This window comes from Deinococcus sp. JMULE3, assembly GCF_013337115.1.
In the GTDB taxonomy this organism is placed as follows: Bacteria; Deinococcota; Deinococci; order Deinococcales; family Deinococcaceae; genus Deinococcus.
Genome location: NZ_SGWE01000004.1, coordinates 2654094 through 2679491 on the forward strand (window position 1 = coordinate 2654094; position 25398 = coordinate 2679491).

General features: G+C 68.8%; 26 protein-coding genes. 14 read left to right on the forward strand and 12 right to left on the reverse strand.

From position 1 onward, the window contains the following. The first annotated feature begins 30 nt into the window (after positions 1–30). Both EXW95_RS15720 and EXW95_RS15725 read left to right on the forward strand, forming a co-directional pair. The gene (locus EXW95_RS15720) at positions 31–513 is read left to right on the forward strand and encodes a MarR family winged helix-turn-helix transcriptional regulator (RefSeq protein WP_174368234.1); all 483 of its coding nucleotides are present in this window, start codon (positions 31–33) and stop codon (positions 511–513) included. Further along, complete coding sequence (locus EXW95_RS15725; RefSeq protein WP_174368235.1) at positions 510–2123, forward strand: MDR family MFS transporter; 1614 nt, start codon at positions 510–512, stop codon at positions 2121–2123. Before EXW95_RS15720 ends, EXW95_RS15725 begins: the two co-directional genes overlap by 4 nt. 65 nt (positions 2124–2188) lie before the next feature. On the opposite strand, the gene EXW95_RS15730 is transcribed toward EXW95_RS15725, so the two are convergent. Then, positions 2189–4327, reverse strand: coding sequence for a DNA internalization-related competence protein ComEC/Rec2 (locus tag EXW95_RS15730; RefSeq protein ID WP_174368236.1), 2139 nt, complete (start codon positions 4325–4327; stop codon positions 2189–2191). A 47-nt stretch (positions 4328–4374) separates the two neighbouring features. Then, positions 4375–4926: a ComEA family DNA-binding protein gene (locus tag EXW95_RS20765; RefSeq protein WP_174368237.1), complete on the reverse strand. Its 552-nt coding sequence runs from the start codon at positions 4924–4926 to the stop codon at positions 4375–4377. A gap of 170 nt (positions 4927–5096) precedes the next feature. On the opposite strand from EXW95_RS20765, the gene rpmH reads away from it, so the two are divergent. The 4 genes from rpmH (at position 5097) to yidC (ending at position 7654) form a co-directional block, all read left to right on the forward strand. Continuing rightward, a complete protein-coding gene (gene rpmH / locus EXW95_RS15740) occupies positions 5097–5240 on the forward strand; it encodes a 50S ribosomal protein L34 (protein WP_046844501.1) in 144 nt (47 codons plus the stop codon). A 73-nt stretch (positions 5241–5313) separates the two neighbouring features. Next, entirely contained in the window at positions 5314–5814 is a 501-nt protein-coding gene (rnpA, locus tag EXW95_RS15745) for a ribonuclease P protein component (protein WP_174368238.1), read from the forward strand. 17 nt (positions 5815–5831) lie between these two features. Next, positions 5832–6065 (forward strand): membrane protein insertion efficiency factor YidD, encoded by a 234-nt coding sequence (yidD, locus tag EXW95_RS15750; protein ID WP_217449461.1) that lies wholly within the window; start codon positions 5832–5834, stop codon positions 6063–6065. Next, entirely contained in the window at positions 6062–7654 is a 1593-nt protein-coding gene (gene yidC, locus EXW95_RS15755) for a membrane protein insertase YidC (protein WP_174368240.1), read from the forward strand. The genes yidD and yidC overlap by 4 nt, the downstream gene beginning before the upstream one ends. A gap of 59 nt (positions 7655–7713) precedes the next feature. On the opposite strand, the gene EXW95_RS15760 is transcribed toward yidC, so the two are convergent. The 5 genes from EXW95_RS15760 to EXW95_RS15780 form a co-directional block, all read right to left on the reverse strand. Continuing rightward, positions 7714–8040, reverse strand: a complete 327-nt coding sequence (locus EXW95_RS15760) for a hypothetical protein (protein WP_174368241.1) — start codon at positions 8038–8040, stop codon at positions 7714–7716. An 83-nt stretch (positions 8041–8123) separates the two neighbouring features. After that, entirely contained in the window at positions 8124–8333 is a 210-nt protein-coding gene (locus tag EXW95_RS15765; protein ID WP_174368242.1) for a hypothetical protein, read from the reverse strand. Between the two features lie 194 nt (positions 8334–8527). After that, entirely contained in the window at positions 8528–8983 is a 456-nt protein-coding gene (locus EXW95_RS15770; protein ID WP_174368243.1) for a heme-binding domain-containing protein, read from the reverse strand. 129 nt (positions 8984–9112) lie between these two features. Next, positions 9113–11029: a heavy metal translocating P-type ATPase gene (locus tag EXW95_RS15775; protein WP_371810112.1), complete on the reverse strand. Its 1917-nt coding sequence runs from the start codon at positions 11027–11029 to the stop codon at positions 9113–9115. A gap of 196 nt (positions 11030–11225) precedes the next feature. Then, positions 11226–12719, reverse strand: a complete 1494-nt coding sequence (locus tag EXW95_RS15780) for an NADP-dependent isocitrate dehydrogenase (protein ID WP_174368244.1) — start codon at positions 12717–12719, stop codon at positions 11226–11228. A gap of 71 nt (positions 12720–12790) precedes the next feature. Here EXW95_RS15780 and EXW95_RS15785 point away from each other — a divergent pair, with 71 nt between their 5' ends. Beyond that, positions 12791–13069 (forward strand): winged helix-turn-helix domain-containing protein, encoded by a 279-nt coding sequence (locus EXW95_RS15785; RefSeq protein WP_174368245.1) that lies wholly within the window; start codon positions 12791–12793, stop codon positions 13067–13069. Positions 13070–13089: 20 nt separating this feature from the next. Here EXW95_RS15785 and EXW95_RS15790 read toward each other — a convergent pair whose 3' ends face one another. From EXW95_RS15790 to EXW95_RS15800, 3 genes are all read right to left on the reverse strand, one after another. Beyond that, on the reverse strand, positions 13090–13872 hold the full coding sequence (locus tag EXW95_RS15790) for a DUF664 domain-containing protein (protein WP_174368246.1): 783 nt from the start codon (positions 13870–13872) through the stop codon (positions 13090–13092). Positions 13873–13894: 22 nt separating this feature from the next. After that, positions 13895–14272 (reverse strand): hypothetical protein, encoded by a 378-nt coding sequence (locus EXW95_RS15795; RefSeq protein WP_174368247.1) that lies wholly within the window; start codon positions 14270–14272, stop codon positions 13895–13897. Between the two features lie 184 nt (positions 14273–14456). Next, a complete protein-coding gene (locus EXW95_RS15800) occupies positions 14457–15287 on the reverse strand; it encodes a hypothetical protein (RefSeq protein WP_217449209.1) in 831 nt (276 codons plus the stop codon). A 180-nt stretch (positions 15288–15467) separates the two neighbouring features. On the opposite strand from EXW95_RS15800, the gene acnA reads away from it, so the two are divergent. Next, on the forward strand, positions 15468–18179 hold the full coding sequence (gene acnA, locus EXW95_RS15805; RefSeq protein WP_174368248.1) for an aconitate hydratase AcnA: 2712 nt from the start codon (positions 15468–15470) through the stop codon (positions 18177–18179). 63 nt (positions 18180–18242) lie between these two features. Next, positions 18243–19196 carry a helix-turn-helix domain-containing protein gene (locus tag EXW95_RS15810; RefSeq protein ID WP_174368249.1) on the forward strand — a complete coding sequence of 318 codons (954 nt, stop codon included), beginning with the start codon at positions 18243–18245 and terminating at the stop codon, positions 19194–19196. A gap of 118 nt (positions 19197–19314) precedes the next feature. On the opposite strand, the gene EXW95_RS15815 is transcribed toward EXW95_RS15810, so the two are convergent. Beyond that, a complete protein-coding gene (locus EXW95_RS15815) occupies positions 19315–20148 on the reverse strand; it encodes a hypothetical protein (RefSeq protein ID WP_174368250.1) in 834 nt (277 codons plus the stop codon). A gap of 86 nt (positions 20149–20234) precedes the next feature. Here EXW95_RS15815 and EXW95_RS15820 point away from each other — a divergent pair, with 86 nt between their 5' ends. Together EXW95_RS15820 and EXW95_RS15825 are read left to right on the forward strand one after the other, a co-directional pair. Continuing rightward, the gene (locus EXW95_RS15820) at positions 20235–20567 is read left to right on the forward strand and encodes an HNH endonuclease (RefSeq protein WP_174368251.1); all 333 of its coding nucleotides are present in this window, start codon (positions 20235–20237) and stop codon (positions 20565–20567) included. Between the two features lie 55 nt (positions 20568–20622). Continuing rightward, positions 20623–21960, forward strand: coding sequence for a S8 family serine peptidase (locus tag EXW95_RS15825; RefSeq protein WP_174368252.1), 1338 nt, complete (start codon positions 20623–20625; stop codon positions 21958–21960). A gap of 50 nt (positions 21961–22010) precedes the next feature. Here EXW95_RS15825 and EXW95_RS15830 read toward each other — a convergent pair whose 3' ends face one another. Then, positions 22011–23231: a type II secretion system F family protein gene (locus EXW95_RS15830; protein WP_174368253.1), complete on the reverse strand. Its 1221-nt coding sequence runs from the start codon at positions 23229–23231 to the stop codon at positions 22011–22013. Between the two features lie 85 nt (positions 23232–23316). Between EXW95_RS15830 and EXW95_RS15835 the strand changes: the two genes are divergently transcribed. The 3 genes from EXW95_RS15835 to EXW95_RS15845 all read left to right on the forward strand — a co-directional run bounded on the left by EXW95_RS15835 (position 23317) and on the right by EXW95_RS15845 (position 25356). Continuing rightward, positions 23317–23940, forward strand: a complete 624-nt coding sequence (locus tag EXW95_RS15835; protein ID WP_174369021.1) for an L-threonylcarbamoyladenylate synthase — start codon at positions 23317–23319, stop codon at positions 23938–23940. Then, positions 23937–24470, forward strand: coding sequence for an SMC-Scp complex subunit ScpB (scpB, locus tag EXW95_RS15840; RefSeq protein ID WP_371810113.1), 534 nt, complete (start codon positions 23937–23939; stop codon positions 24468–24470). The genes EXW95_RS15835 and scpB overlap by 4 nt, the downstream gene beginning before the upstream one ends. 124 nt (positions 24471–24594) lie before the next feature. Next, the gene (locus EXW95_RS15845) at positions 24595–25356 is read left to right on the forward strand and encodes a DUF4388 domain-containing protein (protein ID WP_174368254.1); all 762 of its coding nucleotides are present in this window, start codon (positions 24595–24597) and stop codon (positions 25354–25356) included. Positions 25357–25398: the final 42 nt, after the last annotated feature.

Here is a 25398-nt window from a genome sequence, read left to right on the forward strand (position 1 = left end):
CTCCTTCCAACTGAAATACTTCCAGATGAAATGAACGGAAGTCCTGCCCCCGCCCCCACCGCCCCGGTCATGGACGACCTGTACGGCCTCGTCCGGCTGATCCTGCGCTTCTCCCGGCGCCTCCACCACGTCCTGGACGACCCGCTGGAGACCGCGCTGGGCCTGAACACCAAGGAACTGCTGGTGCTGGCGACCATCATGGACGGCGCAGGCACCCCCGGCGCGGTCGCGCAGGCGCAGAACCTCCCCGCGCCCACCGTGACCCGCATGGTCACCAAACTCGTGCAGGCGGGTCTGGTGCGCCGCGTCAGCGACCCCGGCGACCTGCGCCTGCAACGCCTGGAACTCACGCCCGACGGGCAGGCCACCCGCGCCCGCACCCGCGCGGTCGCGCAGGACATCGTCCACGCGCACTTCGGGCACCTGCCCCCCGAACGCGTGCAGGCGGCGCTGGCCGCGCTGGCCGATCTGGACGCCGCCCTGCACGCCCCCACCACAGGAGAGCCGCAATGACCCCCGCCCCCACCCACAGCGGCCTGAACGAACGGGAGAAGATCCTCGCGTTCGTCGGCATCCTGACCGTGCTGTTCCTGTCCAGCCTGAACCTCACGGTCGTCGGCAGCGCCATGCCGCGCGTCATCAGCGACCTGGGCGGCTTCCACCTGTACGCCTGGGCGTTCACCGCGTACTCGCTGGCGACCACCATCACCATTCCCATCGTCGGCACCATCAGCGACCGCTACGGGCGCCGACCGCTGATCCTGCTCGGCATCGCCGTGTTCACCCTCGGCAGCGTGCTGCTGGGCTTCGTGCAGAACATGGAACAGCTGATCATCCTGCGCGCCGTGCAGGGCATCGGCGGCGGCACCCTGATGGCCATGAGTTTCACCGCCATCGCCGACCTGTTCACGCCCATCGAACGCGGCCGCTACCAGGGCTACACCGGCGCCGTGTGGGGCGTCAGCTCCGTCGTCGGGCCGCTCGTGGGCGGGTTCCTGACCGATCACCTGGGCTGGCGCAGCGTGTTCTTCGTGAACCTGCCCTTCGCGCTGCTCGCCGCGTTCTTCATCTGGCGGTACTTCCGCCTGCCCGCCCCCGGCGGACGCGGGCACTTCGACGCGCCCGGCGCGCTGCTGCTGGGTGCGTCCGTCACCACCCTCACGCTGGCCCTGTCGTGGGGCGGCGGCACGTACGCCTGGGGCAGCGCGATCATCCTCGGCCTGCTGGCCGCCACCCTGGTCACCTTCGGTGCGTACGCGTGGCACAGCGCCCGCCAGGAACGCCCCATCCTCGACCTGCGTCTCCTGAAGGACCGCGGCATCGCCATCGCGTCCCTCGCGGGCTTCCTGACCAGTGCCGGCATGTACGCCGCGATCCTGTACCTCCCGCTGTACATGCAGGGCGTGCGCGGCAGCAGCGCCAGCGGCAGCGGTCTGGCTCTCGCGCCGCTGATGTTCGGCATGATCCTGACCAGTACCCTCAGCGGGCAGGTCGTCAGCCGCACCGGGCGCTACAAGACCCTCATCCTGGCGGGCGGAATCGTCGCCACGGTCGCCCTGCTGCTCGCCACCACGCTCGGCACCGGCACGCCCATCCTGATCGCCGTGGGCATCATGGTCCTGCTGGGCCTGGGCCTGGGTCCCGTGAACAGTCAGCTGACCCTGGCCGTGCAGAACGCCGCGCCGCGCGAGCAGCTGGGCAGCGCCACCAGCGGCAACCAGTTCTTCCGGCAGATCGGCGGGACCCTCGCCGTCAGCCTGTTCGGCGCGCTCGTGAACGCCCACCTGAACGCCAACCTCGCCGCGCAACTGCCCGACGCCGCCCGAACCCTCCCGGCCCCCGTGCAGGACGCCATCGCCAACCCGAACCTCCTGACCAGCCCGCAGGCCACCGAGCAGCTTGGCGCGGGCCTGAGCCGACTGGGCGACGCGAACCTGCTCCAGCCCATCCTCGACGCCCTGCGCGGCGTCATGGCAGGCGCCATTGATCAGGTGTTCCTGGTATCCGCCGTGCTCGTGGGCCTCGCGTTCCTGGCGACCATCGCCCTGCCCGAACGCCCCCTGAAAGGCCGCGCCGGACTCGCCCCCCGCGCGCAGGACCTGGAAGCCAGCGCCACCGACTGAAGCGGGCTTGTGGAGTGCAGGTTGTGGGAAGAAACCCCTGCCTGCACCCCACACCCCACATCCCCTCACGGCATGGGCCAGCGGATCGTGCCCAGCTGATCGGTGCGCCACGCCCGCGAGTGCACCTGCGCCAGTCGGGCCAGCACGTCGGGGTGAGGGTGCCCGTAGGTGTTCCGTCCCACGCTGATCACGGTGTCGGCGGGTGTGGTCTGCGCCAGGAGGGCCGCGCCGGTGCTGTGGCGGCTGCCGTGGTGCGCGGCCTTCAGGAGGTCCAGCGGCCCGGCGACGAGTCGTTCCTCGACGGGGGCGGGCAGGTCGCCCAGGAACGCGGCCCGCCACCCGCGCGACTCCAGGCGCAGGGCGACGCTGTTGTCGTTGTCCTCGGTGCTCCACGCGTTTCCGGCAGGCCACAGGACGGTCAGGGTCGCGCCGTCCGACGCCACCTGATCACCCCGGCGGACCTCCCGCACCGGGACGTGCCGCTCCCGCGCGGCGAGCAGCACGGTGGTCAGGACCGGGTCGTCCGTCTTGCGCTGCCCGATCCACACCTCCCCGACCGGCAGTTGGCGCAGGACGCTCGCGGCGCCCTCGATGTGATCGGTGTCCGCGTGCGTGGCGACGAGCACGTCCAGTTTCCGCACGCCCAGGGCCCGCAGGGTCGGCACCACGGTGTGCGCCCCCACGTCGTAGTCGCTGCCCACCGAGCCCCCGGCGTCCACGAGGACCGTCAGGTGGGGCAGGCGGATCAGGGTGCTGTCCCCCTGCCCCACGTCCAGAAACACGACCTCCCGCGCGGGGTGCAGTCGCCCCGGCAGGGTCGTCAGCAGGAGGCAGGTCAGCCACGTGCCCAGCGCGGCGGGCGCGCGGACGCGGCCCAGCAGCCACAACCACCCGGCCAGCACGGCCGCGCCGTACGCCAGGACACCGCCCACCCCCACCTGACCCCAGCTCAGGACCGGCGCCTGACCGAACGTCCGGGCGACCAGCAGCAGTGCGTCGGCCAGCACGCCGTTCACCATGTTGAGCGGCAGGGCCAGCGGTCCCAGCAGTCCCGCCAGGAACCCCAGCGGCACGAGCAGGGCCATGATCGCCCCGGCCAGCAGGTTCGCGGGCAGGCCCACCAGCGGCACCTGTCCGAACGTCCCCGCGATGACCGGCAGCGTTCCGGCCTCGGCCAGCAGGGTCGCCGCCAGTCCCAGCCGCAGCCAGCGCGGCCAGCGCCCCGGCATCAGCCCCGCCACCCGCTCGGACTGCGTCAGGGCCAGCACCGCCAGGAACGACAGCTGAAACCCCACGTCCGTCAGCCACAGCGGATAGAGGAGCAGGCACGCCAGCGCCGCCAGCGCGACCACGCCCAGCGGGTCGGGCCGCCCGCGCCCCAGCGCCAGCGCCAGCAGCACCGCGCCACCCATCAGCACGGCCCGCGTGATGCTCGCAGAGGACTGCACGAGCAGCAGGTACGGCCCGAGCAACAGCACCGGCAGCCCGAACCGCCACGCGGGAGCCGCGCCCAGCCGCGTCAGCAGCAGGATCAGCGCGCCGGTCAGGATCGCCACGTTCTGCCCGGACAGCGCCATCAGGTGCGCCAGCCCCGCCCGCGCGAACGCGTCCCGCACGGCCTCGCCCTCGCTGAACTGCTCGCGGCTGATATCCCCCCGGTCGCCGAGTTCGATGGCCTGCATCAGCGCCCCCTGCCGCTCGGTCAGGCCGGTGGTCAGGCCCCGGCGGAACCAGCCGCGCAGCCCGCCCTGCGGCTGGAACTCCCGCACCCGCGCGCCCACCAGCGCGCCGCCCGGCGTGACGCTCAGCAGCCCACCCTGCGCGCGGAACCACGCGGCCTGATCGAAGCCCCCTGGGGTGCGGCGGCCCTCCGGGGCGAGCAGGCGACCCGACACCCGCAGCCGCCCCGGTCCCTGCGTGGGCTTCGGCGCCAGCGTCACGCGCGTGGGCGGGTCGCGCAGCGTCAGGAACTGCCCGTCCCACTCGCCCTGCACGGTGACCTGCGCCCCGAACCACGGCGTCAGGAGGTTCGGGCGGGTCAGGACCGCGTGAGCCGAGGCCCAGCCCGCCGCGGCGCCCAGCAGCACCAGCGCCAGCAGGACCGGGCGGGCGTGCCACAGCACCAGCCCCGTGCCCACCAGCAGTGCCGCCACACCCCACCCCTGGCCCAGTGCGAGCAGGATGCCGCCGATCACGCCTGCCACCGCCGGAACCGGCCACGGCAGGCTGCCCGCTTGGGGCCGGGGCGAGTTCAGAACGACACCAGCGGTTCCAGCGATTTCAGCGCCGCTGGCCCGATGCCCTTCACGCGGTCCAGGTCCGCCAGCGACCGGTAGGGGCGGCCCGCCACGATTCTTGAGGCCAGCGCCGGACCGACCTTCGGCAGGGCCTCCAGTTGCTCCAGGCTGGCCGAGTTCAGGTTCACCCGACCCGAGATCAGCGGCGTGATGCTGCTCGTGGTGGGGTAGACCGGCGCCTCCGGCGTGGCAGATGCAGGCGAGGTCGCCGCCGGTGAGGTCGCAACGGGCAGCGCCGCGCGGGTCACGGTCGGCACGCGCGGCTGCGGGACCAGCGCCGGAACCAGCGTGAACGCCGCCGAGAGCAGCACCGCGCCGCCCAGCACGAGCGTCCAGGGGTCCAGCCCGGGCAGGCGGGGCGCGGCAGGCAGACGGGACAGCGGCTCATGGGGTGCCGGTCTGGCTGGCGCCGCCCGGGACACGGGAGACGCGGCGTGCCGTCCCGCGTCCCGCTCGGGCACGGACGGGTCAGCCGGGTGAGGAGTCGCCACCTCGGTGCTGGGCATGCGGTCAGCTTAGAAGTCTGTCAGGGGGCGCGCTGCCTCATCTGCCCTTTGCCCTGCGGGCGGACGACATGCTATATTCCCGGAGTTTGCCTCCCGAGGGAGGCGTTCCCGCGTGACGCTGCGCGCCCGGTCAGCAGACCGGCAGCTCCGCGAGACAAGAGGAGAGCACCATGAAGCGTACCTACCAGCCCAACAACCGCAAGCGCGCCAAGACCCACGGCTTCCGCGCCCGCATGAAGACCAAGTCCGGCCGTAACATCCTCGCGCGTCGCCGCGCCAAGGGCCGTCACCAGCTCACCGTCGCCGACGAGTAAGCTCCCACCCGGAGCGGCCCTCATCGCACAGACTGATCCCCCCAGCGCCACCCAGGAACGGCCCCGCCGTCCGGTGGCGCTGGACTCGTTACGGGGCGACCGGGAATTCCGCAAGGTCCGCGCCCACGGGCAGGCGATCCGCGACCCGCTGTTCACGCTGCGCGTCACCGAGTACCGCCCCCGCCACGGGGAAACGTGGCGGCCCCGCGCGATCATCGGCATCGTCGTCAGCAAGAAGACCCTGAGGCGGGCCGTGGACCGCAACCGCGCCCGCCGCCGCGCCCGCGAGGCCCTGCGCACCCTGCCCGGCGGCCTTCCGGCCTGCCGCGCCATCCTGCTGCCCAACCCCGCCATCCTGGACGTGCCCTTCGCGGACCTCCAGGCGGCCCTGACACGCGCCCTGAACCGCGCGCCGGGACGGGGCGGCAAGGGCGGCAGTGGCAAGGGTGGCGGCCAGAAGGGCCAGGGGGGCGGGAACCCGCGCGGCGGCGGACGCGTACCTGCCCCCGTGCCCCCCGCCATTCAGCCCGCGCTAGACTCACCGGAACCCGACCCGCAGGGAGAACGCGCGTGAACGCGCCCCGCAAACTGATGGTCCGGGCCGTCCGTTCCTACCAGCAGCACCTCTCGCCCCGCAAGCCCGCGCCCACCTGCCGCTTCACCCCGACCTGCTCGGAGTACGCTGCGCAGGCCATCGAGCGGCACGGCGCCGTGAAGGGCGGCTGGCTGGCCGCGTGGCGCATCATGCGCTGCAATCCCCTGGTGCCCGGCGGGTTCGACCCGGTCCCCGAGCACTTCCCCAAGAGGCAACCCCGAAACCCATGAAGACACGACACCTGCTTCCAATCGCCGCCCTGGGCGGCATGCTGCTGCTCAGCGGCTGCGGTCAGACCGGCCCGCTGCCCACCTTCGGGAAGGCCATCACGCCCGAGTGGATCAAGGCCGACTTCGACGGCCAGCCCGGCGACGAGTACATCGCCACGAGCAACCTCCAGGACGTGGTGTTCAACGCCCGCGGCGAGATCATCGGCTGGTACGTCAAGGGCTACGCCGGCACCCCCTACATCAAGAAGCGGGCCGACGGTACCTACGACTTCAGTGCCCTGACCAACCAGAAGGGCATCGTGAACATGGTCGCCGGGCGCAAGGCGCTGGCCGTCGAGGACAAGGCCGCCGGACTCGACCCCGCGCAGAGCGCCGAGACGACCACCCCGACCGGCCTGACCACCGACATGGCCGCCAACCGGCAGGACGCCGTGTTCCGGTACACGCAGGGCGGCGCGACCGTCACGAAGACCGTCACGCTGCACCCCCGCAACTTCAAGGTCGACCTGAAGACCGAGGTCACGGGCGGCTCCGAACGCGTGAACGTCCTGTTCCCGGGCCTCGGCAAGGCGGACAACCCGCGCGTGCAGGCGTACGCGCAGGGCGGCGCGCAGCCCGCCACCGTGCAGGGCAGCGGCACCCTGACCGTCGAGAACATCCAGTACGCCGCGCTGCAGGAGAACCCCAGCCAGGTCGCGCACGCCCTGATGGTCCTCCCACAGGGCGGCACGCAGGTGAACGCCACCCTGACCGGCGGAAGCCAGGGCCTCATCACGGCGTCCGTGCCCGCCAGCAGCACCCTGGAAATCTACGGCGGCAAGAACGAACTGATCCACCTGTACCAGAGCGGCTACACCGACCTGCCCGGCCTGTTCAAACCGAACTTCTTCGGTCAGATCAGCCTGCTGATCGTGAAGCTCATGGAAGAGATGTACAAGCTGATCGGCAACTGGGGACTGGTGCTGGTCCTCCTGACGATCCTGCTGCGCGCCATCATGTGGCCGCTGATGCAGGTGCAGGGCCGCACCACCGCCCGCATGCAGGTCATGCAGCCCAAGATCAAGGAAATTCAGGAGAAGTACAAAGACCGCAAGGACATGGACTCCCAGCGGGCCATGCAGGCCGAGATGGCCCAGCTGTACAAGGACTACAACTTCAACCCGGCCGGGTGCTTCTCCACGTTCCTGCCGTTCCCGGTGCTGATCGCCCTGTGGTCCACCATCCGCAACTTCGAGTTCGACAGCGGCTTCCTGTGGCTCCCGGACCTCGCCATTCCCGACCCGTTCTACCTGCTGGCCCTGGTGTACCTCATCGTGAACATCGGGCAGCTGTACGTCATGACCCGCAAGACCCCGGAGATGTTCCGCCAGCAGGCGTTCATCTACCTGATCTTCCTGTACTTCGCGCTGACCTTCCCGGCAGGCGTGACGATCTACATCATCCTGTCCACCCTGATCGGCATCGGGCAGCAGATCCTGATCAACAAGCAGGTCGAGAAGGAAACCGCCACCATCGGCCAGAAGGTCGAGAAGGCCCCTGCCCGTCCGGCCGCGAAGGCCAGCAAGACCATCGACGCGCCCAAGAAGTAAGCCCCGTCGACAGAAAGCGCCCACCCCTGACTGCGGGTGGGCGCTTTTTCTGGTGAGGTTCAGGCCTTGTCGCTGTCCGCTTTCGTGTCCGGGTCGGTCGTCGCGCCGCTGGCGGGCAGGCCGCCCTGCATGCTCCCGAACGACGTGGGGTTCACGTCCGTGCCGCCCTGCGCGTCGGGGCGCGGGTCGGTGGTCAGGCTCACCTGCTGCGCCTGCGACGTGGTGTCCCCCGCGTCCGCGTTCGCGTCGCTGACCCCGGTGTACTGCCCCTCGGTGGCGGCGTCCCCGGCGTACTTGGCCGTGCCCGTATTCCACTGCCCCTGATCGTTGATGGTCTCCTGCGAGACGTTCGCGTTCGCCTGCCCGTTCGGTCTGCCCTCTCCCATGTGGTCCTCCTGGTGGTGCGCCGCGCGTCCCTGCGCGGACTCGAAGCTGCGTGTGGCGTGGTGCGGGTGTCCGACGGCGCGCGTCAGTGGTTGCGAATGCTGGGCTGCATGCCGTCGTTCGCGCCGGTCACGTCGTCCGGCGTCTGGTCGACCTGCCTGGCGTGTTCCTGCATGCCGGTCTTCTGCACGTCCTTGACGCTGCTCAGGTCGTCGGTGTCCTTGCTGCCGCCCTGGGGACTGCGTTGGTCCTGTGCGGGGTGATTCTCGGCCGGGTTCGTGTCACGCTCGTTCATCGGGAAACCTCCTGTACGAAGTGGGGACGGGCGGCCGTGCCCGTCAGCGTGAGCTGGCGGGGTGCCAGGGCGACTGCTGGCCCTGGCTGGCCGGAAGGCTGATGTGCCCGCTTACCCTACCGCCGCGCCCGCCGGTCGGGGCGAGTGCGGCGTTCATGCAGGGTTGGGCGTTCGCGCGCCCAGCCTCCGTCCGGTCACCGAGGTCCGGTCGTGCCGAAGGTCGCCTCCAGGCCCGCCGCGAGTTGCTCCTTCTCCTGCGCGTTCAGGCGGGCTTCCGGGTGCAGGGGCAGATAGGTGGGTTCGGGCATGCCGCCCGACCGCACCTCCTTGGCGGCCTCGTCGGCATCCCGCCCGAAGCCGGGGACGTTCACGTTGAATTTGCTGCGGCCCTCGTCCACGTGCCGCTGAACCAGCCACGAGATGGGCGCCACGTTGCTGTACCAGGGCCACACGGTCGCGTGACTGTGGCAGTCCGCGCAGGCCCGCGTGAACAGCGCCTCGGTCTGCGGGCTGTCCCACTTCGGCTGGGCCTGCACGGTGGGATTGGCGTGCGCCCGGCCATACGGCACGAGTTGCGCGACGACGAACAGGCCGACGAGCCCCAGCAGCACGCGGGGCAGAAGGGGACGGCGGGCAGGATTCAGTCTCATGGGGCCTCCGGGAAACGCTTCGGTCTTCAGCGTCGGGGGGTCAGGCCGCGCCGGGATGTGTCTCGACCTGCGGGAACCTTTAAGGGCGCGGTCCCCACTGCCTCCCGCGCCCCGTGTCCTGCCTCCCCTTTACACCCGGTGGCGCAGCAGGCGCAGGCCCATGAATACGACGAACACCGTGCCGCCCTCGTGCGCCAGGACGCCCAGCGGGAGCGGCACTTTGCCTGCCACGGCGAGCGGCGCGACGATCAGGATCACGCCGAACGCGAAGACCAGATTGGTGATGACGGTGCGCCGCGCGTCCCGGGCCAGCCTGACCGCGCCCGCCAGCCGCCCGAGGTCGTTCTGCATCAGGACCACGTCCGCACTCTCGATGGCGACGTCGGTGCCGGACGCGACCGCCACGCCCAGGTCGGCGCGGGCCAGGGCGGGCGCGTCGTTCACGCCGTCGCCGACCATGGCGACCGGGCCGGGCAGCTCGCCGATCAGGCGCAGCTTGTCCTCGGGCAGCAGACCCGCGCGGAACTCACTGAGGCCGACCTCAGCGGCCACGCTGCGGGCGACCTCCTCGCGGTCGCCGGTCAGCATGACGCGGTGCGCGACGCCGCTGGCCTTCAGGGCGTCCAGCGCGGCGCGGATGTCGGGCCGCAGGGCGTCCGCGACGCCCATCACGCCAGTCACGTGCGGGCCGACGCCCACGATGACGCTGCTGCTCCCGCGCGCGCCCAGGTCACTCAGGGCTGCCTGCTGCGTGGCGTCCAGCGTGGCACCCTGCCGGTCCGCGAGGCGGACGTTCCCCGCCCACGCGACCTGCCCGTCCGGCAGGCGCGCCTCGATGCCGTGCCCGGGAATCGCCTGCGCGTCCGTGACGGTCAGCGGCGTCACGCCGCGGTCACGGGCGGCGGTGACGATGGCCTGCGCGATGGGGTGCTCGCTGTGCGCTTCCAGTCCGGCGGCCAGCGCCAGTGCCTGCCCCTCGTCGTCCGCGTGCACGGCGGTCAGGGTCATGCGGGCCTGGGTCAGCGTGCCGGTCTTGTCGAACGCGACGGTCTGCACGCCCGCCAGGGCGTCCATGGCGGCGCTGCTCTTGAACAGCACCCCGGCGCGCGCGGCGGCCGCCATCGCCGAGAGCATCACGGCGGGCGTGCTGATCACCACGGCGCAGGGGCTGGCGACCACCATGAACGTCATGGCGCGGTACCACGCGTCGTCCACGCTCAGGCCGAACCCGAAGCGCAGCAGGGCGTACACGGCGGGCACGAGGGCCAGCACGATCATCGCGTACGGGCTCTCCCAGCGTTCGGTGAGGCTCTCGGTGCGGCTCTTCTGCGTCTGAGCCTGCTCCATCAGGCCCACCAGCCGTGCCAGGGTGCTCTCGCCCGCCGGGCGGATCACTTCGGCTTCCACGCTGCCGTTCAGGTTCACGGTGCCGGAGGCCAGCTCCGCGCCGGGGGCCTTGTCCACCGGGACGCTCTCGCCCGTGATGGGGCTCTCGTCCACGCTCGTCTGGCCCTTCACGACCCGCGCGTCGGCGGCGACCCGCTCGCCGGGCCGCACGACGAGCAGGTCCCCGATGCGGATCTCGCCCAGCTCGCACCATTTCTCCACGCCGTCCCGGCGGACGGTCGCGCCCTCCGGGTTCAGGTTCATCAGGGCCTGGATGGCGCTGGACGTGCGGCCCATCGCCCAGTCCTGCAGGGTGTTGCTCAGGCTGAACAGAAAGAGGAGGATCGCGCCGTCCGCCGCCTGCCCGATGCTCGCCGCGCCCAGGGCCGCGAGGACCATCAGCAGGTCCACGTCCAGTTTGCGTTCCACGAACAGCGAGTGCAGCGCCTCGCGCCCGGCGGGAATGCCGCCCGCCAGGAACGCCGTGACGTACCCCGCCCACTGCAGGGCCGGGAGGTGCAGGAGGTACTGCCCGGTCAGGCCCAGGAGGAGGCCCGCCAGGGTCAGGGCGGTCAGGGTGACGGCGCGGCGCAGCTCGGGGGACATCGTGAAGCGCGCCTCGGGCCGGGCGCTCGGGGAGGTGAGGGTCTGGGTGGTCACGGGGAGCCTCCGGGGTGGGGGAGAGGGACGATCCTCCTTAATAGGAAGGATTCTCAATAAGAGGATTCTACTCCCCCCGCCCCCCGAACTCAACGCAGAACACCCACCGGAATGCTCGGCAATCCCAGCCGCCCGACAGAAGAAAACCGCCCCCTCCCACGCGGGAAGAAGGCGGCCCTCACGGCACGGCTAACGGCTACTGCCCCTGCCCCATCGAGTAGCCCGGCACGCCGTCGAAGGTGTACAGGTGCTCGGTCTTGATGAAATCCAGCCCGCTGCCCAGCAGACCCGTCAGCAGCGCCACCACGTCCGCGTGCCGCACCGGCCCGTCGCCGTCCGCCAGGAAGCGGCAGCGCCAGTGATCCGCGCGGAACGTCTCCGGCTGCCCGCCCGGCCAGACCTTCACGCCCCGGTTCGTGATCATGTTCAGCCGCAACCGCCCGGTCACCAGCGCCTCCAGCCGCGCGGCCAGCACCGACGGGTCACGGTCCGCCTCGGCCCACTCGAAGAACACGTCCGTGCCCACCAGGGCCTTCACCACGTCCCGGCGATCCGGCTGCGGCGCGGGCGCGGGCAGCTGCCCCGGCCCCCGGCGCGCGGCGGGCAGCACCTGCGGCTCCTGCCCCAGCCGGGCGATCACGGCGTCCGCGAACTCGCGCGTCCCGACCCGCTCGCGGGTGTGTTCCCCCGCGATGTCGGCGGTATGCACGCCGTCCTCCAGGGCGCGCAGCCACGCGTTCTGCACCCGCACTGCCACGTCGTGCTGCCCCAGGTGCCCCAGCATCATGACCGCCGCCTGCAGCAGCCCGCCGGGGTTGGCGACGTTCTGCCCGGCGATGTCCGGCGCGCTGCCGTGAATCGCCTCGAACAGCGCGAAGCTCGGGCCGATGTTCGCGCTGCCCGCCAGCCCCACCGAACCCGTCACCTCGGCCGCCACGTCACTGATGATGTCCCCGTACAGGTTCAGGGTCACCACAACGTCGTACCGTTCGGGGCGGGTCGCCAGCCGCGCCGTGCCGATGTCGATGATCTGGTGCTCCTGCTCGAGGTCCGGGTACTCGGCGCCGATCTCGCGGAACACCTGATGGAACAGGCCGTCCGTGAGCTTCATGATGTTGTCCTTGCTCAGCGCCGTCACCCGGCGCCGCCCGTGCGCGCGGGCGTACTCGAAGGCGTAGCGCACGATCCGCTCGCAGCCGTCCCGCGTGACGAGCTTCAGGCACTGCACGACCTCACGCGTCTGGCGGTGCTCGATGCCCGCGTACAGGTCCTCCTCGTTCTCGCGGATGATCACCACGTCCGTGCCCGCGTGGTGGCTGGGCACGAACGGCGCGTAGGCGCGGCACGGGCGGACGTTCGCGTACAGGCCCAGCGTCTTGCGCAGCGTGACGTTCAGGCTCTTGTACCCGCCGCCCTGCGGGGTGGTGATGGGGGCCTTGAGCAGCACGCCCGCCGCGCGCAGGGTGTCCCAGGTGTCGGGCGTGAAGCCGCTGGTGTGACCCTCGCGGTACACGGCCTCGCCGATGCGGATCGGGACGGGCTGGAGGCGTGCCCCGGCGGCGGCCAGGATCCGCAGGGTGGCATCCATGATTTCCGGGCCGATGCCGTCCCCGTGGGCAACGGCGACAGTGGTGAGGGGGGCGGCGGTGAGGGGCGTGGTGGCGGTGGTGTCCAGGGTGGCTCGGGTCATGACTCCTCCAAAGAGCGAAATCTAATACGCGAAAAGTATGTCGTATTTCGTGTGCTAAGGTCAAGCCACCCATGACCACGCCCGCCCCGTGGACCTTCCTCACCAACCACACCCACGTCCTGCTGTGCCTCCAGCAGCACCCCGGCGACACCCTCCGCGAAGTCGCCCTGCGCGTCGGCATCACCGAACGCGCCGTACAACGCATCGTCCGCGACCTCGAAGACGCCGGCGTGCTGACCCGCGAACGCCAGGGCCGCCGCAACACCTACCACCTCCAGCCCAGCACCCCCCTGCGCCACCCCCTCGAAGCGCACCACACCGTCGGCGAACTCCTCGACCTGCTGCGCTAGGCAGTGGTGCCCCCCGCCGCTCAGCCGGGCCGCGCCACCCGCGTCACGGTCACGTCCTGCGTGCCGTCACCGCGCCGGACCGTGAACGTACTGCTCACGCCCGGCGCGGCCCCCAGCCGCAACTCGTGGAAGTACGTGCCCTGCACGTCCACCCCGTCGATGGCGACGATCTCATCCCCGGTCTTCAATCCCGCCTGAGCGGCCGGGCTCCCCTCGAATACCGTGCGGCAGCGCACGCCCCGCCCGTCCGCGAGTGGTTCCAGCCACGCGCCCGTCAGGCCCAGTCCCTGCAGGCCCGGCTGGTGCCGCCGCAGCAGCCGCAGCTGCCCCCGGTGGTTGATCTCGTCCTCGAACACGTGGAACCACATGAAGTGCCGGTTGCCCGTGCTCCCCCAGAAGGGAAGGGGTTCGTCCAGCCACGCGTCATCCCGTGACCCCAGCAACTCCAGCGTCCCGGCGCGCACGCGGGCCAGTTCCTCCAGGTAGTGCCGCAGGGGCCGTCCCCGGAGCTCCGCGCGGCCCTGCTCCCCGAGATTCAGGCCCGGCAAGTAGTGCGCCTCCAGTGCGGAATCCGGGTCGGGGTGCCCGTCGCTGATCAGCTGGTAGATGCGCTCCACCGCCGCCATGTGCGCCAGCAGCATCCCGGCGCTGTTCGCGTGCCCATCCGGAATCAGGTCCAGTTCCTCGACTGTCCAGCCCTGCACGGCCTCCAGCGTCGTCTCGCGCGTATAGGTCATCATCCCCACCAGTCGCGCGATCATGGGCGTGAAACCGGGCCGGTCCGTGAGCAGCGTGGAGGTCATGCGAGCAGCATACGGGGCGACCCTAGCGGTACAGGCCCACGACCACGTACCGCCCATCCACGACCGTGGGTTCCAGGTGGACCGGCGAGACGTAGTACCACACGTCCGCGATCTCGACGCCCAGCGTCCGGTCCCGCCGGTCGGCCTCCTGCATCACCCCGACGAGCCAGTCCACGTCCACGGCGATCAACGCCTGCACCGTCCACGCCTCGCCCCGCTCGCCCGTCAGCAGGGCGAAATCCCGCTCGGTCAGGGAGGCGAAATCGAACGGGACCCGCGTGCCCATCGGGGCCAGCAGCGCCGTCCGGCCATTGAACGCCCGCGCCTGATAGCAGGGGACCGCCACGATGCCCTCGCGGGGCACCGCCAACCTGGACACGGCGTGAGGAGTGGACGTCATCCCCCGAGCGTACTCCGCCTGCCGCACTCTGCGGGCCATCATGAACCAAATCCCCTGCGGGCCAGAAGCGGCGGCCCAGGCTGGACGCCCGGAGCCCGTTTTTCGCCTCCTCTGCTGCGCAGCTCTGCGAGTCGCATCCGCTCGGGTTGAACGGGTTGTGCACCCCCTTCAACCGGAGACGGCCTTATTTCAGTTCGGCGGCGAGGTTCAGCACGGCCTTCTTCAGGGTGACGGCCCCGGCCCCGGCCGAGAGGACTTCGCCGGTGCCCCCGTCCACGATGCGGGCGACGGCGCGGGCGGCGCCGCTGCCGTCGGGTTCCACGGTGATCTCCAGCCGCTGCCCGTGGCTCAGGTTCTGCGCGGCGGTGTTCAGCACCCAGTCGGCCCAGTTGATCTTCTCGGCCTGCGGGGCGTTCGCCTTCGCTTCCTGTTTCTCGCGGTACGCCTGGGTCTTCTGGTCGACGTGGGTGCGGATGACCTCGAAGCGTTCGGGGTTCGTCAGGGTGTCGAAGGCGACCTCGTCGCCGCTGTCCGGGTGGTGGACGAGCGCGTCGGGCTGCAGCTTCTTCACGACGCTGGCCATGATGCGGACCTCGGCGGCGGGCACGTCCCACGGCACGTCCTCCTCGCCGTCCATTTCAGGCTGGGTGTCGGGCGCGGCGGCCTCCACGAGGCGGGCGATGACGCGCTGCTGTTCGGGCTCGAGTTCTTCGATGACTTTCGCGGCGGCGCGGTACGAGCGGGCCTGTGCCTCGTTCTTCGGCTGGATGCCCAGCGGATCGAGGACCTTCGCCACGTCGGACGCGTCGATCAGGCGTCCGGCCTGCGGGGCGGTGAAGCCCCAGCGGTCCTGCAGGTACGCCTCGAAGGACTCGTAATAGGCGCGGTAGAACCCGTTGTCGCGGATCTCGCTGAGGGCCTGTCCGGTGCGGCGGAAGTCGCGCAGGCCGTCGCGGACGGTCTGTTCCAGCGCGGAGAGGCGGGCGGACTCGTGGGGGGCGAGGGAAGCGGTCACGCCCTGAAGTATGCGCGAGCGGCGGCCCCGGTGTCCGGGGGAGGCGACCCCGACCGGCACGCGTTGTCCCCGGCGGGGTGACGCTGGCGGGCGTTCGTGCCTGCACGGGTAACGCCCGCCCACACACGAAACATTTATGATGGAAGAACCGCCCCGTCGGGGGCAAGGAGGAAACCAATCATGGCGATGAACCTGTTCGGGACGCGCGACGTCCTCACCACGCAAAGCGGTCAGAAACTCTACTACTACAACCTGAACAAACTTCAGGAGCAGGGCCACGACATCAGCCGCCTCCCGGTCAGCATCAAGGTGCTGCTCGAGAGCGTCCTGCGCGAAGCGAACGACTACGACGTCCGCCGCGAGGACGTCACCACCGTCGCCGGGTGGAAACCCGTCAACGACGAAGTCGAGATTCCCTTCAAACCCGCCCGCGTGATCCTCCAGGACTTCACCGGCGTGCCCGCCGTCGTCGACCTCGCCGCCATGCGCTCCGCCATGGTCAAACTCGGTGGCGACCCCAGCAAGATCAACCCGCTGATCCCCGTGGACCTCGTCATCGACCACAGCGTGCAGGTCGACGAGTTCGGCACCGACTTCGCCCTCGCGAACAACATGGCCCTGGAATTCGAACGCAACCGCGAACGCTACGAGTTCCTCCGCTGGGGCCAGCAGGCCTTCGACAACTTCGGCGTCGTGCCCCCCGCCTCGGGCATCGTGCACCAGGTCAACCTGGAGTACCTCGCCAAGGGCGTCCAGAGCCGCCCGGAAGATGACGGCGTCGTCGTGTACCCCGACAGCCTCGTCGGCACCGACAGCCACACGACCATGATCAACGGCCTGGGCATCGTCGGCTGGGGCGTCGGCGGCATCGAAGCCGAAGCCGTCATGCTCGGCCAGCCCATCTACATGCTGATGCCCGAAGTCATCGGCTTCAAGATCACGGGCGCCATGCCCGAAGGCGCCACCGCCACCGACCTCGCGCTGCGCGTCACCGAGATGCTGCGCGCCAAAGGTGTGGTGGGCAAGTTCGTCGAGTTCTACGGCGCGGGCCTCAGCAACATGACCCTCCCCGACCGTGCCACCATCGCCAACATGGCCCCCGAATACGGCGCGACCATGGGCTTCTTCCCCGTGGACGACGAGGCGCTGCGCTACCTGCGCCGCACCGGCCGCCTGGACACCGAAGTTGAACTGGTCGAGGCGTACTACAAGGCCCAGGGCATGTACCGCACGGACGACACCGTCGACCCCGTCTTCACCGACACCATCGAACTCGACCTGGGCACCATCGTCCCCAGCCTCGCGGGCCCCAAACGCCCCCAGGACCGCGTGGACCTGACCGGCATGCACACCGTCTTCAACGAGGCCCTCACCGCGCCCGTCAAGGCCCGCGGCTTCGAACTGCCCGCGGACAAGCTCGGCGCGCAGGGCACCATTACCGGCACCGACATCAAGATCGGCCACGGCGCCGTGACGCTGGCCAGCATCACCAGCTGCACGAACACCAGCAACCCCAGCGTGCTGATCGCCGCCGGTCTGGTCGCCAAGAAAGCCGTCGAACTGGGCCTCAAGAGCAAACCCTGGGTCAAGACCAGCCTCGCCCCCGGCAGCCGCGTCGTCACCGAGTACCTCGAAGCCGCCGGGCTCCAGAGCTACCTCGACCAGATCGGCTTCAACACCGTCGGCTACGGCTGCATGACCTGCATCGGCAACAGCGGCCCGCTGCCCGAACCCACCGTGGACGCCATCAACGAAGGTGACCTCGTCGTCGCCAGCGTCCTGAGCGGCAACCGCAACTTCGAAGGCCGCGTCAACCCGCACATCAAGGCGAACTACCTCGCCTCCCCGCCCCTGGTCGTCGCGTACGCCCTGGCCGGCACCGTCGTGAACGACATCGTGAACGACCCCATCGGCACCGGCCCTGACGGTCAGAGCGTGTACCTGCGCGACGTGTGGCCCACCACCGCCGAGATCCAGCAGGTCATGGACCAGGCCATCAATGCCGAGATGTTCAAGAAGGTCTACGACGGCATCGAGAAGAGCAACCAGGACTGGAACGCCATCCCCGTTGCCGAGGGCGCGCTGTACGACTGGAAGGAAGACAGCACCTACATCCAGAACCCGCCCTTCTTCGACAACCTCGCCGGCGGCCCCAGCGACATCGTGTCCATCGAAGGCGCCCGCGCCCTGGTGAAGGTCGGCGACAGCGTCACCACCGACCACATCAGCCCCGCCGGGAGCTTCAAGGCCGACACCCCCGCCGGGAAGTTCCTCACCGAACGCGGCATTGCTCCGAAGGACTTCAACAGCTACGGCAGCCGCCGCGGCAACGACCGCATCATGACCCGCGGCACGTTCGCCAACATCCGCCTGAAGAACCAGCTCGCCCCCGGCACCGAAGGCGGCTTCACCACCGACTACACCACCGGCCAGGTCAGCAGCATCTACGACGCCAGCGTCAACTACAAGGCCGCCGGAACCCCCCTCGTCATCTTCGCGGGCAAGGACTACGGCATGGGCAGCAGCCGCGACTGGGCCGCCAAAGGCACCTTCCTGCTCGGCGTGAAGGCCGTCATCGCCGAAAGCTTCGAGCGCATCCACCGCAGCAACCTCGTCGGCATGGGCGTCCTGCCCCTGCAGTACAAGAACGGCGAAACCGCCGAATCCCTGGGCATCAACGGCGACGAGACCTTCGACGTGATCCTCCCCGGCGACCTCAAACCCCGCCAGGACGTCACCGTCAAGATCACCACCGCCGACGGCCAGAGCCGCACCATCACCGTCCAGTGCCGCATCGACACCCCCGTCGAAATCGACTACTACAAGAACGGCGGCATCCTCCAGACCGTGCTCCGCGGCATCCTCGCCAAGAGCAACGAAGTCAAAGCCTGATAATTCGATTAGCTTAGCTCATGTCAGGCACCTGAATTTCCAGGTGCCTGACATAATTTTGGTATGGAGTGGAACCAGAAAAGAGTTGAGGCATTGTTTAATTCTGTTGAGGAAAGCCAGCATCTTGATTTCAAAGCCGGGGCGTTCTTAAGAAAGGATTGCCAAGACTCACTAACTAAGCAGGTTGTGGGTTTTGCGAATTCTGATGGCGGAGTGCTTATTATCGGAGTGGAGGAGGGGAAGGGCGATTTAAAGCATTTCGCTACTGGGTTCTCTGGTGTTAACGGGCGGGAGTGGAGCAAAGAGCGATTGGAGGCAATAATCGATTCAAATATTTCTCCTAGGATTGCAAACATCAAAATCTATCCTATCCGGGTCAATGGGGAAATATCTAATTCGGTCTATGTTGTCGATATCCCCAAAAGTGATACCTGTCATCAAGCGTCGGATAATATCTACTACTATCGCACAAATTTTTCTACGCAACCGATGAAAGATTTCCAGATCAGGGATGTCATGAATAGAATGAGATCTTCCTTGCTGAGTCTCCGGATTGTTGTAAATAAAGACAGACAGATTTCTTTCCTGATTGCAAATACGGGTGGCAATGCGGTTAAAAATTGGACTGCTGAAATTATTATATGCAGGGAGGCTATAGATACGGATAGCAATTTTATGCTAAAAAATGACGTTAAGATGATTAGGGCCGTAGGCCATGGCGATTTTGGAGAGATAAAATCCAATGATATTATTAAAATTGAGGGCCGAGAGTGTTATGTTTTTGATATTTCAAGATTAAATTCTGGATCGTCTGAGATTATATTACCTCGTACTGCCCTTGAAGTTTTTAAGATTGGCGTAAAATCTATATATCTGCATAAGCTGGCTGTGTATTGGCAGATCGATTCCGATGATGGGAGGCGTACATATGGATTTATATCGGAGAATGCGAACGAGATTTACGAATTCAGTGGAAGCGATTTGGATAATCGCGAAAGTCTTATAATTAAGGATTGAAGGATCCAGACGGTGCGTGCCATGCCGGCGGGCAGGGTGTACACGAAGCCATCCACGTACTCCCGGCGGTGGGGGCTGAGTGGATCGCTGCTCAAGTATTCGGCCCCGCTGAGTTTCTTCAATCGGTGCGGCGCATCAGGTACTGCAGTTCCAGGAAGTGGAGGTGCCACAGTCGGAGCGTGTGCCGGGCGCGCAGCTCTGATCGTTCGTCCACCCAGACGACGATGTCCTCGTGCAGCGGAATCATGCGACCCACGGCCCGGCGGTGAGGGGGACCGGCCAGCGTGAAGTACCCTCCGGCGCCCCCGAAGGTGCGTCCATGCGAGGAGAGCTGCAGTTCCCCGGCGGGGCCGACGGTGGCGGCCATCAGCACGGTCAGGTTGCCGCCGGGGAGGGGGAAGACGATGCGGACGCCGGGACCGTCCGGGAGGGTCACTTCGCTGTAGTACCCCACGAAGAGCACGCGGCCGGTGCGGCGTAACCGGCGTCGCCACACGGTGTACTGCACCTGTCCGGAGGGGTCGCGTAGGTGGGTGACCTCGCCGTGGAGGCCCCAGGCGGTGTCCAGGCCGTCCAGCGGGACGTTCATCTGCTCCAGGCGGCGGCTGAACAGCGCGCCGAGCAGCTGGCCGAAGGTGCGGAACGGGCCGCGCCAGCTGCTCCAGACCTGCAGTTCGTAGCGGGACGTCTCGTCGTAGAATTCCGCCACGCGGGGGTGAATGCCGGGGAACAGCGCGGCGCTGTCCTGCAGCAGCCCGCCCGAGGGGGACGTGTCCAGCGTCAGGTTCAGCGCGTCGGCCAGCTGCTCGGGCTGATCGAAGCCGATGCGGCGCCGGGTGCCGACCGGGCCGAGCAGGTGGGGGTGGTCGTCCAGGGAACGCCCGGTTGCCCTGACCCATTGTTGGGTGATCCAGTCACTGAGATACCCGCGTCGTTCCCCCAGCCACAGCATGAGCGCACTATTCCAGATTCCGCGGGTCCGGGGTGTGCAGGTGCGCCGACCCGGTCGGTGTGCTGCCCGCGCGCTATGGTGCCGTCATGGGTCGTAAGGAACGCGAGCAGGCCAGCTGGATCGAGGACACGCGCACGGAGCCGCTGGACACGTGCGTGCTGTGCGGGCGTGAGGGGGACATGACGGATCACCACCTCGTGCCGAAGTCACAGGGGCGGCGGCAGGGCGTGAAACTGGGCGAGATTCCCACCGTGAAGATGTGCGCGGCGTGCCAGGGCTTCCTGGTGAAGACGTTCAGTAACGCGCAGCTGGCCAATGAACTGAATACCGTCGAGGCCATCCGGGAGCGGGAGGAGGTGCAGAAGTTCGTGAAGTGGGTGCAGAAGCAGCCGCTGTCGCGGGGTGTGCGCGTTCATTGAGGTGACATGGAGTGGCGGCTCAGGTGCGGGTCAGGCCGGGTGAGTACGCTGGCGTATGCGCCCCTGGTTGCCCGGTCTGCTGCTGACGACCCTGCTGTCCGCGTGTGGAGGCGGTGGGTCGGTCACGCCGACCCCTACTCCGACGCCCACGCCGAAGCCGATCTGCACGCAGGCGGTGGCTGGCGCCCTGCCAGTGGCGGCGCAGGGGAATGCCGCTCCGGGCTGGACGGTGGGGGCGGCTGACTGGTCGAGGCCTCACGTGCCTGGGCGGGTGCTGGTCAGCAGCGTGCCCGGCGGACCTCGGTTGTCCACGCTGGGGATGACAGGTGAGGAGGTCGTGCCGGGCGTCACCGTGATCCGCACCGCTCCCGGCGAGGAGGTGGCCGTCGCGGGTCGCCTGCGGACTCAGGGCGTCGTCACCCAGCCGGATTACCTGTACCTGCCGCTGGTGACCCCGAATGATCCCGGCGTGCCGGGGAACGCCGGCGTGGCGGTCGGCGGGGCGCGGTTCGTTCAGTCGTACCTGACGCGCGTGAACGCCCCGCAGGCCTGGACGTTCCTGCAGGGATGCGGTAAGACGCCGGTCGCGGCGCGGACGGCGGTGCTCGATTCCCTGGTGGCGACCACCCATCCGGACCTGCAGGGTCGGCTGGCAGCGGGCCGGTCATACCTGGGTGGGGGATCGTCGGACGACGGGGGGCACGGCACGGCCACCACGGGCGTGATCGCCGCCACGACCAACAATGGGCAGGGACTGGCGGGGCTCACCTGGAGTGGCGTCGTGACGCCCATGGAGGTGATCGGCGCGGCGGGCGCGAGCACCAGCACGGTCGCGCAGGCCGTCCGGGACGCCGTGAGCAGCGGCGCGAAGGTCATCAACATGAGCCTGGGGATCGCCGTGACCGGCACCGCCGACCCTGACCCTGCACTGTCGGCGGCCCTGACGAGCGCGGCGGGCAGCGCCGTTCTCGTCGCGTCTGCCGGAAACACGCCTGGGGACGGGCTGTACTACCCGGCCAGTCACCCGGACGTCATCGCGGTCGGCGCGGCGGGCAGTACGGATGCGCTGGCCTGCTACAGTGCCCGCCCACTGGCCGGTCAGACGGCCGCGGCAGCGCACTTCATGCTCGCGCCGGGCGGCAGCGGGAACTGCCCCGGCGCGACGAACGCCTCGCAGATGCTGGTGCTGAACCAGACGGGCGGGTACACCCTGCAGGCGGGCACCAGTTTCGCCGCGCCACTGGTGTCCGGAGCTGCCGCCCTGATGCGCGCCGCGAACCCCGCCCTGAGCGCCCCGCAGGCGAAAGCGCTGCTGCTCTCCAGTGCCCGCGTCACCGGGGACGGTCTGCGTTTTCTCGACGTGAACGCCGCCGTGCGGGCTGCGACCCGCTGAACGACAAAAAAACCCCCGCGACCGTGCGGGGGTCTCCTCTGGCATCGGCGTTATTGGCTGAGCTGGCCGATGATGGCGAACATCGGGAGGAACATCCCAGCGACGATCGTCCCGACGATCCCGCCGAGGAACACGATCATCAATGGTTCGATGGCGGCGGTCATGCCGTCCACGGCCTCGTCCACTTCGCGGTCGTAGAAGTCCCCGACCTTGATGAGCATGTCGTCCAGCGACCCGGTCTCTTCGCCGATGTTGATCATGCTGACGACCATGGGGGGGAAGACCTTGCTGGTCGCGAGGCTGCTGCTCATCTGCTCGCCGACCATGACGACGTTCTTGGCGTTCTCGATGCTCTCCTCGACGATGGCGTTGTTCGCGGTGCCTTTGGTGATCTCCAGGCTCTCGATGATGTTCACGCCGCTGCTGATCAGCAGACCGAAAGTGCGGGCGAATGAGGCGATGGCACTCTTCTGAATCAGGTTGCCCAGGATGGGTACCTTGAGCTTGATCTCGTCGATGACGACGCGTCCCTTGGGCGTGGCGTAGTACCAGCGGTACAGGAACGTGAAGCCTGCGATGATGGCGACCAGAATGAGGATCTGATTCTGGAGGAAGCTGGAGACAGCCATGAGCATCTTCGTGATGAAGGGCAGTGGGGCGTTCAGCTGGGACAGGATGCTGGCGAACTGCGGGACGATGGTCGTCAGCAGGAAGTACGTGATGAGGATCGCGAAGACCAGTACGACGACCGGGTAGGTCAGGGCGCTCTTGATCTTGCCTCGCAGCGCGAGTTCCTTTTCCTGGAAGTCCGCGATGCGTTCCAGGACCGAGTCCAGGGTGCCGCTGGTCTCGCCGGCACGAACGAGGTTCAGGTACAGGCGATTGAAGACCTTGGGGTGCTTGGCGATCGCGTCGCTCAGTGGCGTCCCGGCCTCGATCTCGGTTCGCATCTCCTTCACGACGCCCTGGAAGCCCTTGTGCTCGATCTGCTTCTGCAGGATCGCCAGGGACTGCACGAGCGGCACCCCGGCGTTGATCAGCGTGGCGAGCTGCTTACTGAAGATCGCCACCTGTTTCAGGCTGGGCGGGCGGTTGTCGAGGAACGGGATCTTGACGTCGGCGCTCAGGCCGGTCTTGGGGGGTTTGATCTCGACGATCATCAGGCCCTTGGAGCGCAGGGCGTCCCGGACCTGGTTGGCCGTCTCGGCTTCCATCGAGGACTTCAGCACCTTGCCGGAGCGGTCACGCACGCGGTATTCGAAGACGGGCATACCGCTCAGTATAGACTGCGGGCCTTGCGGTGACCTTACAGGTTCGGGGGTGCAGGCTGGACCCCGCTGGCCGCGCAGGGGCATGATGAACAGCTTGGACAGATTGAATGAACTGGAGGCGGGCGTGCCGTGGGCGGCGCTGCTGGATGACGCGGCGGCTGTCCTGAAGCGGGGTGGGGTGGTCGCGTACCCCAGCGAGACGGTATGGGGTCTGGCGGCCCTGCCGGACGCCGCAGAGGGACTCTTCGTCGCCAAGGGGCGGGACGGTGGGAAGCCGGTGCAGGGGTCGTTCATGAGCCTGGCCTTCGCGCGGTCGTTTGTGCGGCCGGACGCGGCTTTCGATGCGCTGGTGCCGTTCCTGCCGGGGCCGCTGACGCTGGTCACGGGCGCGTCGCCTGCCTGCCCGGCGTCGCTCGCGCCGGGGGGGCAGGTGGGCGTGCGGGTGCCGGATCATCCGGTGGCGCTGGCCCTGCTGGAGCGGGTGGGTGGGGTGCTGGCGACGACCAGCTGCAACCCGAGCGGGCAGGCGGCCGCGCTGACCGAGGCGCAGGCGCGGGCCATGGGGCTGGCGGAACTGGTCCTGCCGGACGCGGGGGTGCCCGCGCTGGGCGTGCCGAGCACCGTGCTGGACGTGCCGTCGCGGCGGGTGCTGCGTGAGGGGGCCATTCCGGCACGGACGTTGCTGGCGGCGCTGGCTGGTGTGCGGTGAGCGCGCCCAGCCTGCAGGCGCTGATCGGGGCGGCACTGCTCGCGGCGGGTCGTCCGGTGACGGTGCGGGAACTGGCTGGGGTACTGGGCGTGCCGGAGGATGCCGCGCAGCGGGCGACCGACGCGTTTGCCGCGCGGGTGCAGGGGGCGGACCTGGGGTTCGTGGTCGAGGCGGTGGCCGGCGGGTACCGGCTGGTGGTGCCGCCGGTGACGGCCCCGCACCTCGCGCCGCTGCTGTCCCCGCCGCCGCTCCCGGCGCTGAGCAGCGCGGCGCTGGAGGTCCTGGCCGTGATCGCGTACCGGCAGCCGGTGACCCGCGCGGAGATCGAGGCGATGCGCGGCGGGAGCGCCAGTACGGTCGTGACCCTGCAGGAACGGGAACTCGTGAAGGTCGTGGGCCGTTCGGACGCGGTGGGGCAGCCGCTGCTGTACGGCACGACCGAGCGCTTCCTGCTGGAATTCGGCCTGACGTCCCTGGGGGACCTGCCGCCGCTGGAATCGGGGAATTTCGCGCATCTGCTGCGCGGCTGACGGCGCGCCGGGGGCGTCCGCCGGGGTGGTTGCCCTTGCCCCCCCGGCCCGGATGAGCGAACATGAGGTCCAGAGGGTTGTGCCGGAGCTGAAGCAGGTCGGTCCTCGGAACAACGCCCTCTTCATGACCAAGTCCACCGCGAGCCTCGAAACCTTCGACTTCCTGGAACTGCTGTACCTGCTCGCCGAGCAGGGCCGCAGCGGCGTGCTGTACGTGTTCCGTCCTGACGGGCAGTTCCAGGCGTGGCTGGAGGGCGGCCGGGTGCGTCACCTGCAACTCGGGCAGGATCAGGGCGTGCCGGCCCTGGTGCGGCTGATGCGTGACCCGATCGGACGTTTTCATTTCGACGAGGGGGTCACGCACCCGAATCCGCGACTGGACGCCTCGCTGGATGAGGTGACGCTGGAGGCGCTGGAGGCGCTGCCCGTGCAGGACCTGCCGTTCGAGGGTCCGGCGCGGATCACGTCCCCGGAGCGGGTGCGGCGGATGCGCTGGAGTCTGAAGGAACTGGACGTCCTGAAGATGATCGACGCGCAGAAACCCGTGAAGGACCTCGTGGATGACCCGGACGTGAAGCGGATGCTGCTGAAACTGTTCCGGATCGGACTGCTGGTGCCTCGGCGGTCGCGCACGGCGCGGCTGGTCGTGACGATCACGCGGCAGGTGCGCGACGTGGTGCTGGTCGACGAGGTCATCTTCCGCCGCTGGAAGGAGGACATCGTGCGCCACCCGCAGTTCGTGGCGGTCCGCAGCGACACCGGGCAGGTGTTCTCCCTGCCGGTGCGGGTGGGATCGAACCTCACGACGCAACTGATGATCCCGCCGGAACTGCTGATGCGCACCACGCTGCGCGCCGGGGAGAGCGTCCTCGTCAAACCTGTCTGACCGGCCCGACAGGCCAGCCCGTCTGATCCTCCTTCGCGGCGG

Bases quoted from the DNA above. Each gene is read 5' to 3' on its own strand.
- EXW95_RS15720 (WP_174368234.1), top strand. From the start codon at position 31: ATGAACGGAAGTCCTGCCCCCGCCCCCACCGCCCCGGTCATGGACGAC.
- EXW95_RS15725 (WP_174368235.1), top strand. From the start codon at position 510: ATGACCCCCGCCCCCACCCACAGCGGCCTGAACGAACGGGAGAAGATC.
- EXW95_RS20765 (WP_174368237.1), bottom strand. From the start codon at position 4,926: ATGCCCAGCACCGAGGTGGCGACTCCTCACCCGGCTGACCCGTCCGTG.
- rpmH (WP_046844501.1), top strand. From the start codon at position 5,097: ATGAAGCGTACCTACCAGCCCAACAACCGCAAGCGCGCCAAGACCCAC.
- yidD (WP_217449461.1), top strand. From the start codon at position 5,832: ATGGTCCGGGCCGTCCGTTCCTACCAGCAGCACCTCTCGCCCCGCAAG.
- yidC (WP_174368240.1), top strand. From the start codon at position 6,062: ATGAAGACACGACACCTGCTTCCAATCGCCGCCCTGGGCGGCATGCTG.
- EXW95_RS15760 (WP_174368241.1), bottom strand. From the start codon at position 8,040: ATGGGAGAGGGCAGACCGAACGGGCAGGCGAACGCGAACGTCTCGCAG.
- EXW95_RS15765 (WP_174368242.1), bottom strand. From the start codon at position 8,333: ATGAACGAGCGTGACACGAACCCGGCCGAGAATCACCCCGCACAGGAC.
- EXW95_RS15770 (WP_174368243.1), bottom strand. From the start codon at position 8,983: ATGAGACTGAATCCTGCCCGCCGTCCCCTTCTGCCCCGCGTGCTGCTG.
- EXW95_RS15780 (WP_174368244.1), bottom strand. From the start codon at position 12,719: ATGACCCGAGCCACCCTGGACACCACCGCCACCACGCCCCTCACCGCC.
- EXW95_RS15785 (WP_174368245.1), top strand. From the start codon at position 12,791: ATGACCACGCCCGCCCCGTGGACCTTCCTCACCAACCACACCCACGTC.
- EXW95_RS15790 (WP_174368246.1), bottom strand. From the start codon at position 13,872: ATGACCTCCACGCTGCTCACGGACCGGCCCGGTTTCACGCCCATGATC.
- EXW95_RS15795 (WP_174368247.1), bottom strand. From the start codon at position 14,272: ATGACGTCCACTCCTCACGCCGTGTCCAGGTTGGCGGTGCCCCGCGAG.
- acnA (WP_174368248.1), top strand. From the start codon at position 15,468: ATGGCGATGAACCTGTTCGGGACGCGCGACGTCCTCACCACGCAAAGC.
- EXW95_RS15810 (WP_174368249.1), top strand. From the start codon at position 18,243: ATGGAGTGGAACCAGAAAAGAGTTGAGGCATTGTTTAATTCTGTTGAG.
- EXW95_RS15815 (WP_174368250.1), bottom strand. From the start codon at position 20,148: ATGCTGTGGCTGGGGGAACGACGCGGGTATCTCAGTGACTGGATCACC.
- EXW95_RS15820 (WP_174368251.1), top strand. From the start codon at position 20,235: ATGGGTCGTAAGGAACGCGAGCAGGCCAGCTGGATCGAGGACACGCGC.
- EXW95_RS15825 (WP_174368252.1), top strand. From the start codon at position 20,623: ATGCGCCCCTGGTTGCCCGGTCTGCTGCTGACGACCCTGCTGTCCGCG.
- EXW95_RS15830 (WP_174368253.1), bottom strand. From the start codon at position 23,231: ATGCCCGTCTTCGAATACCGCGTGCGTGACCGCTCCGGCAAGGTGCTG.
- EXW95_RS15835 (WP_174369021.1), top strand. From the start codon at position 23,317: ATGAACAGCTTGGACAGATTGAATGAACTGGAGGCGGGCGTGCCGTGG.
- EXW95_RS15845 (WP_174368254.1), top strand. From the start codon at position 24,595: ATGACCAAGTCCACCGCGAGCCTCGAAACCTTCGACTTCCTGGAACTG.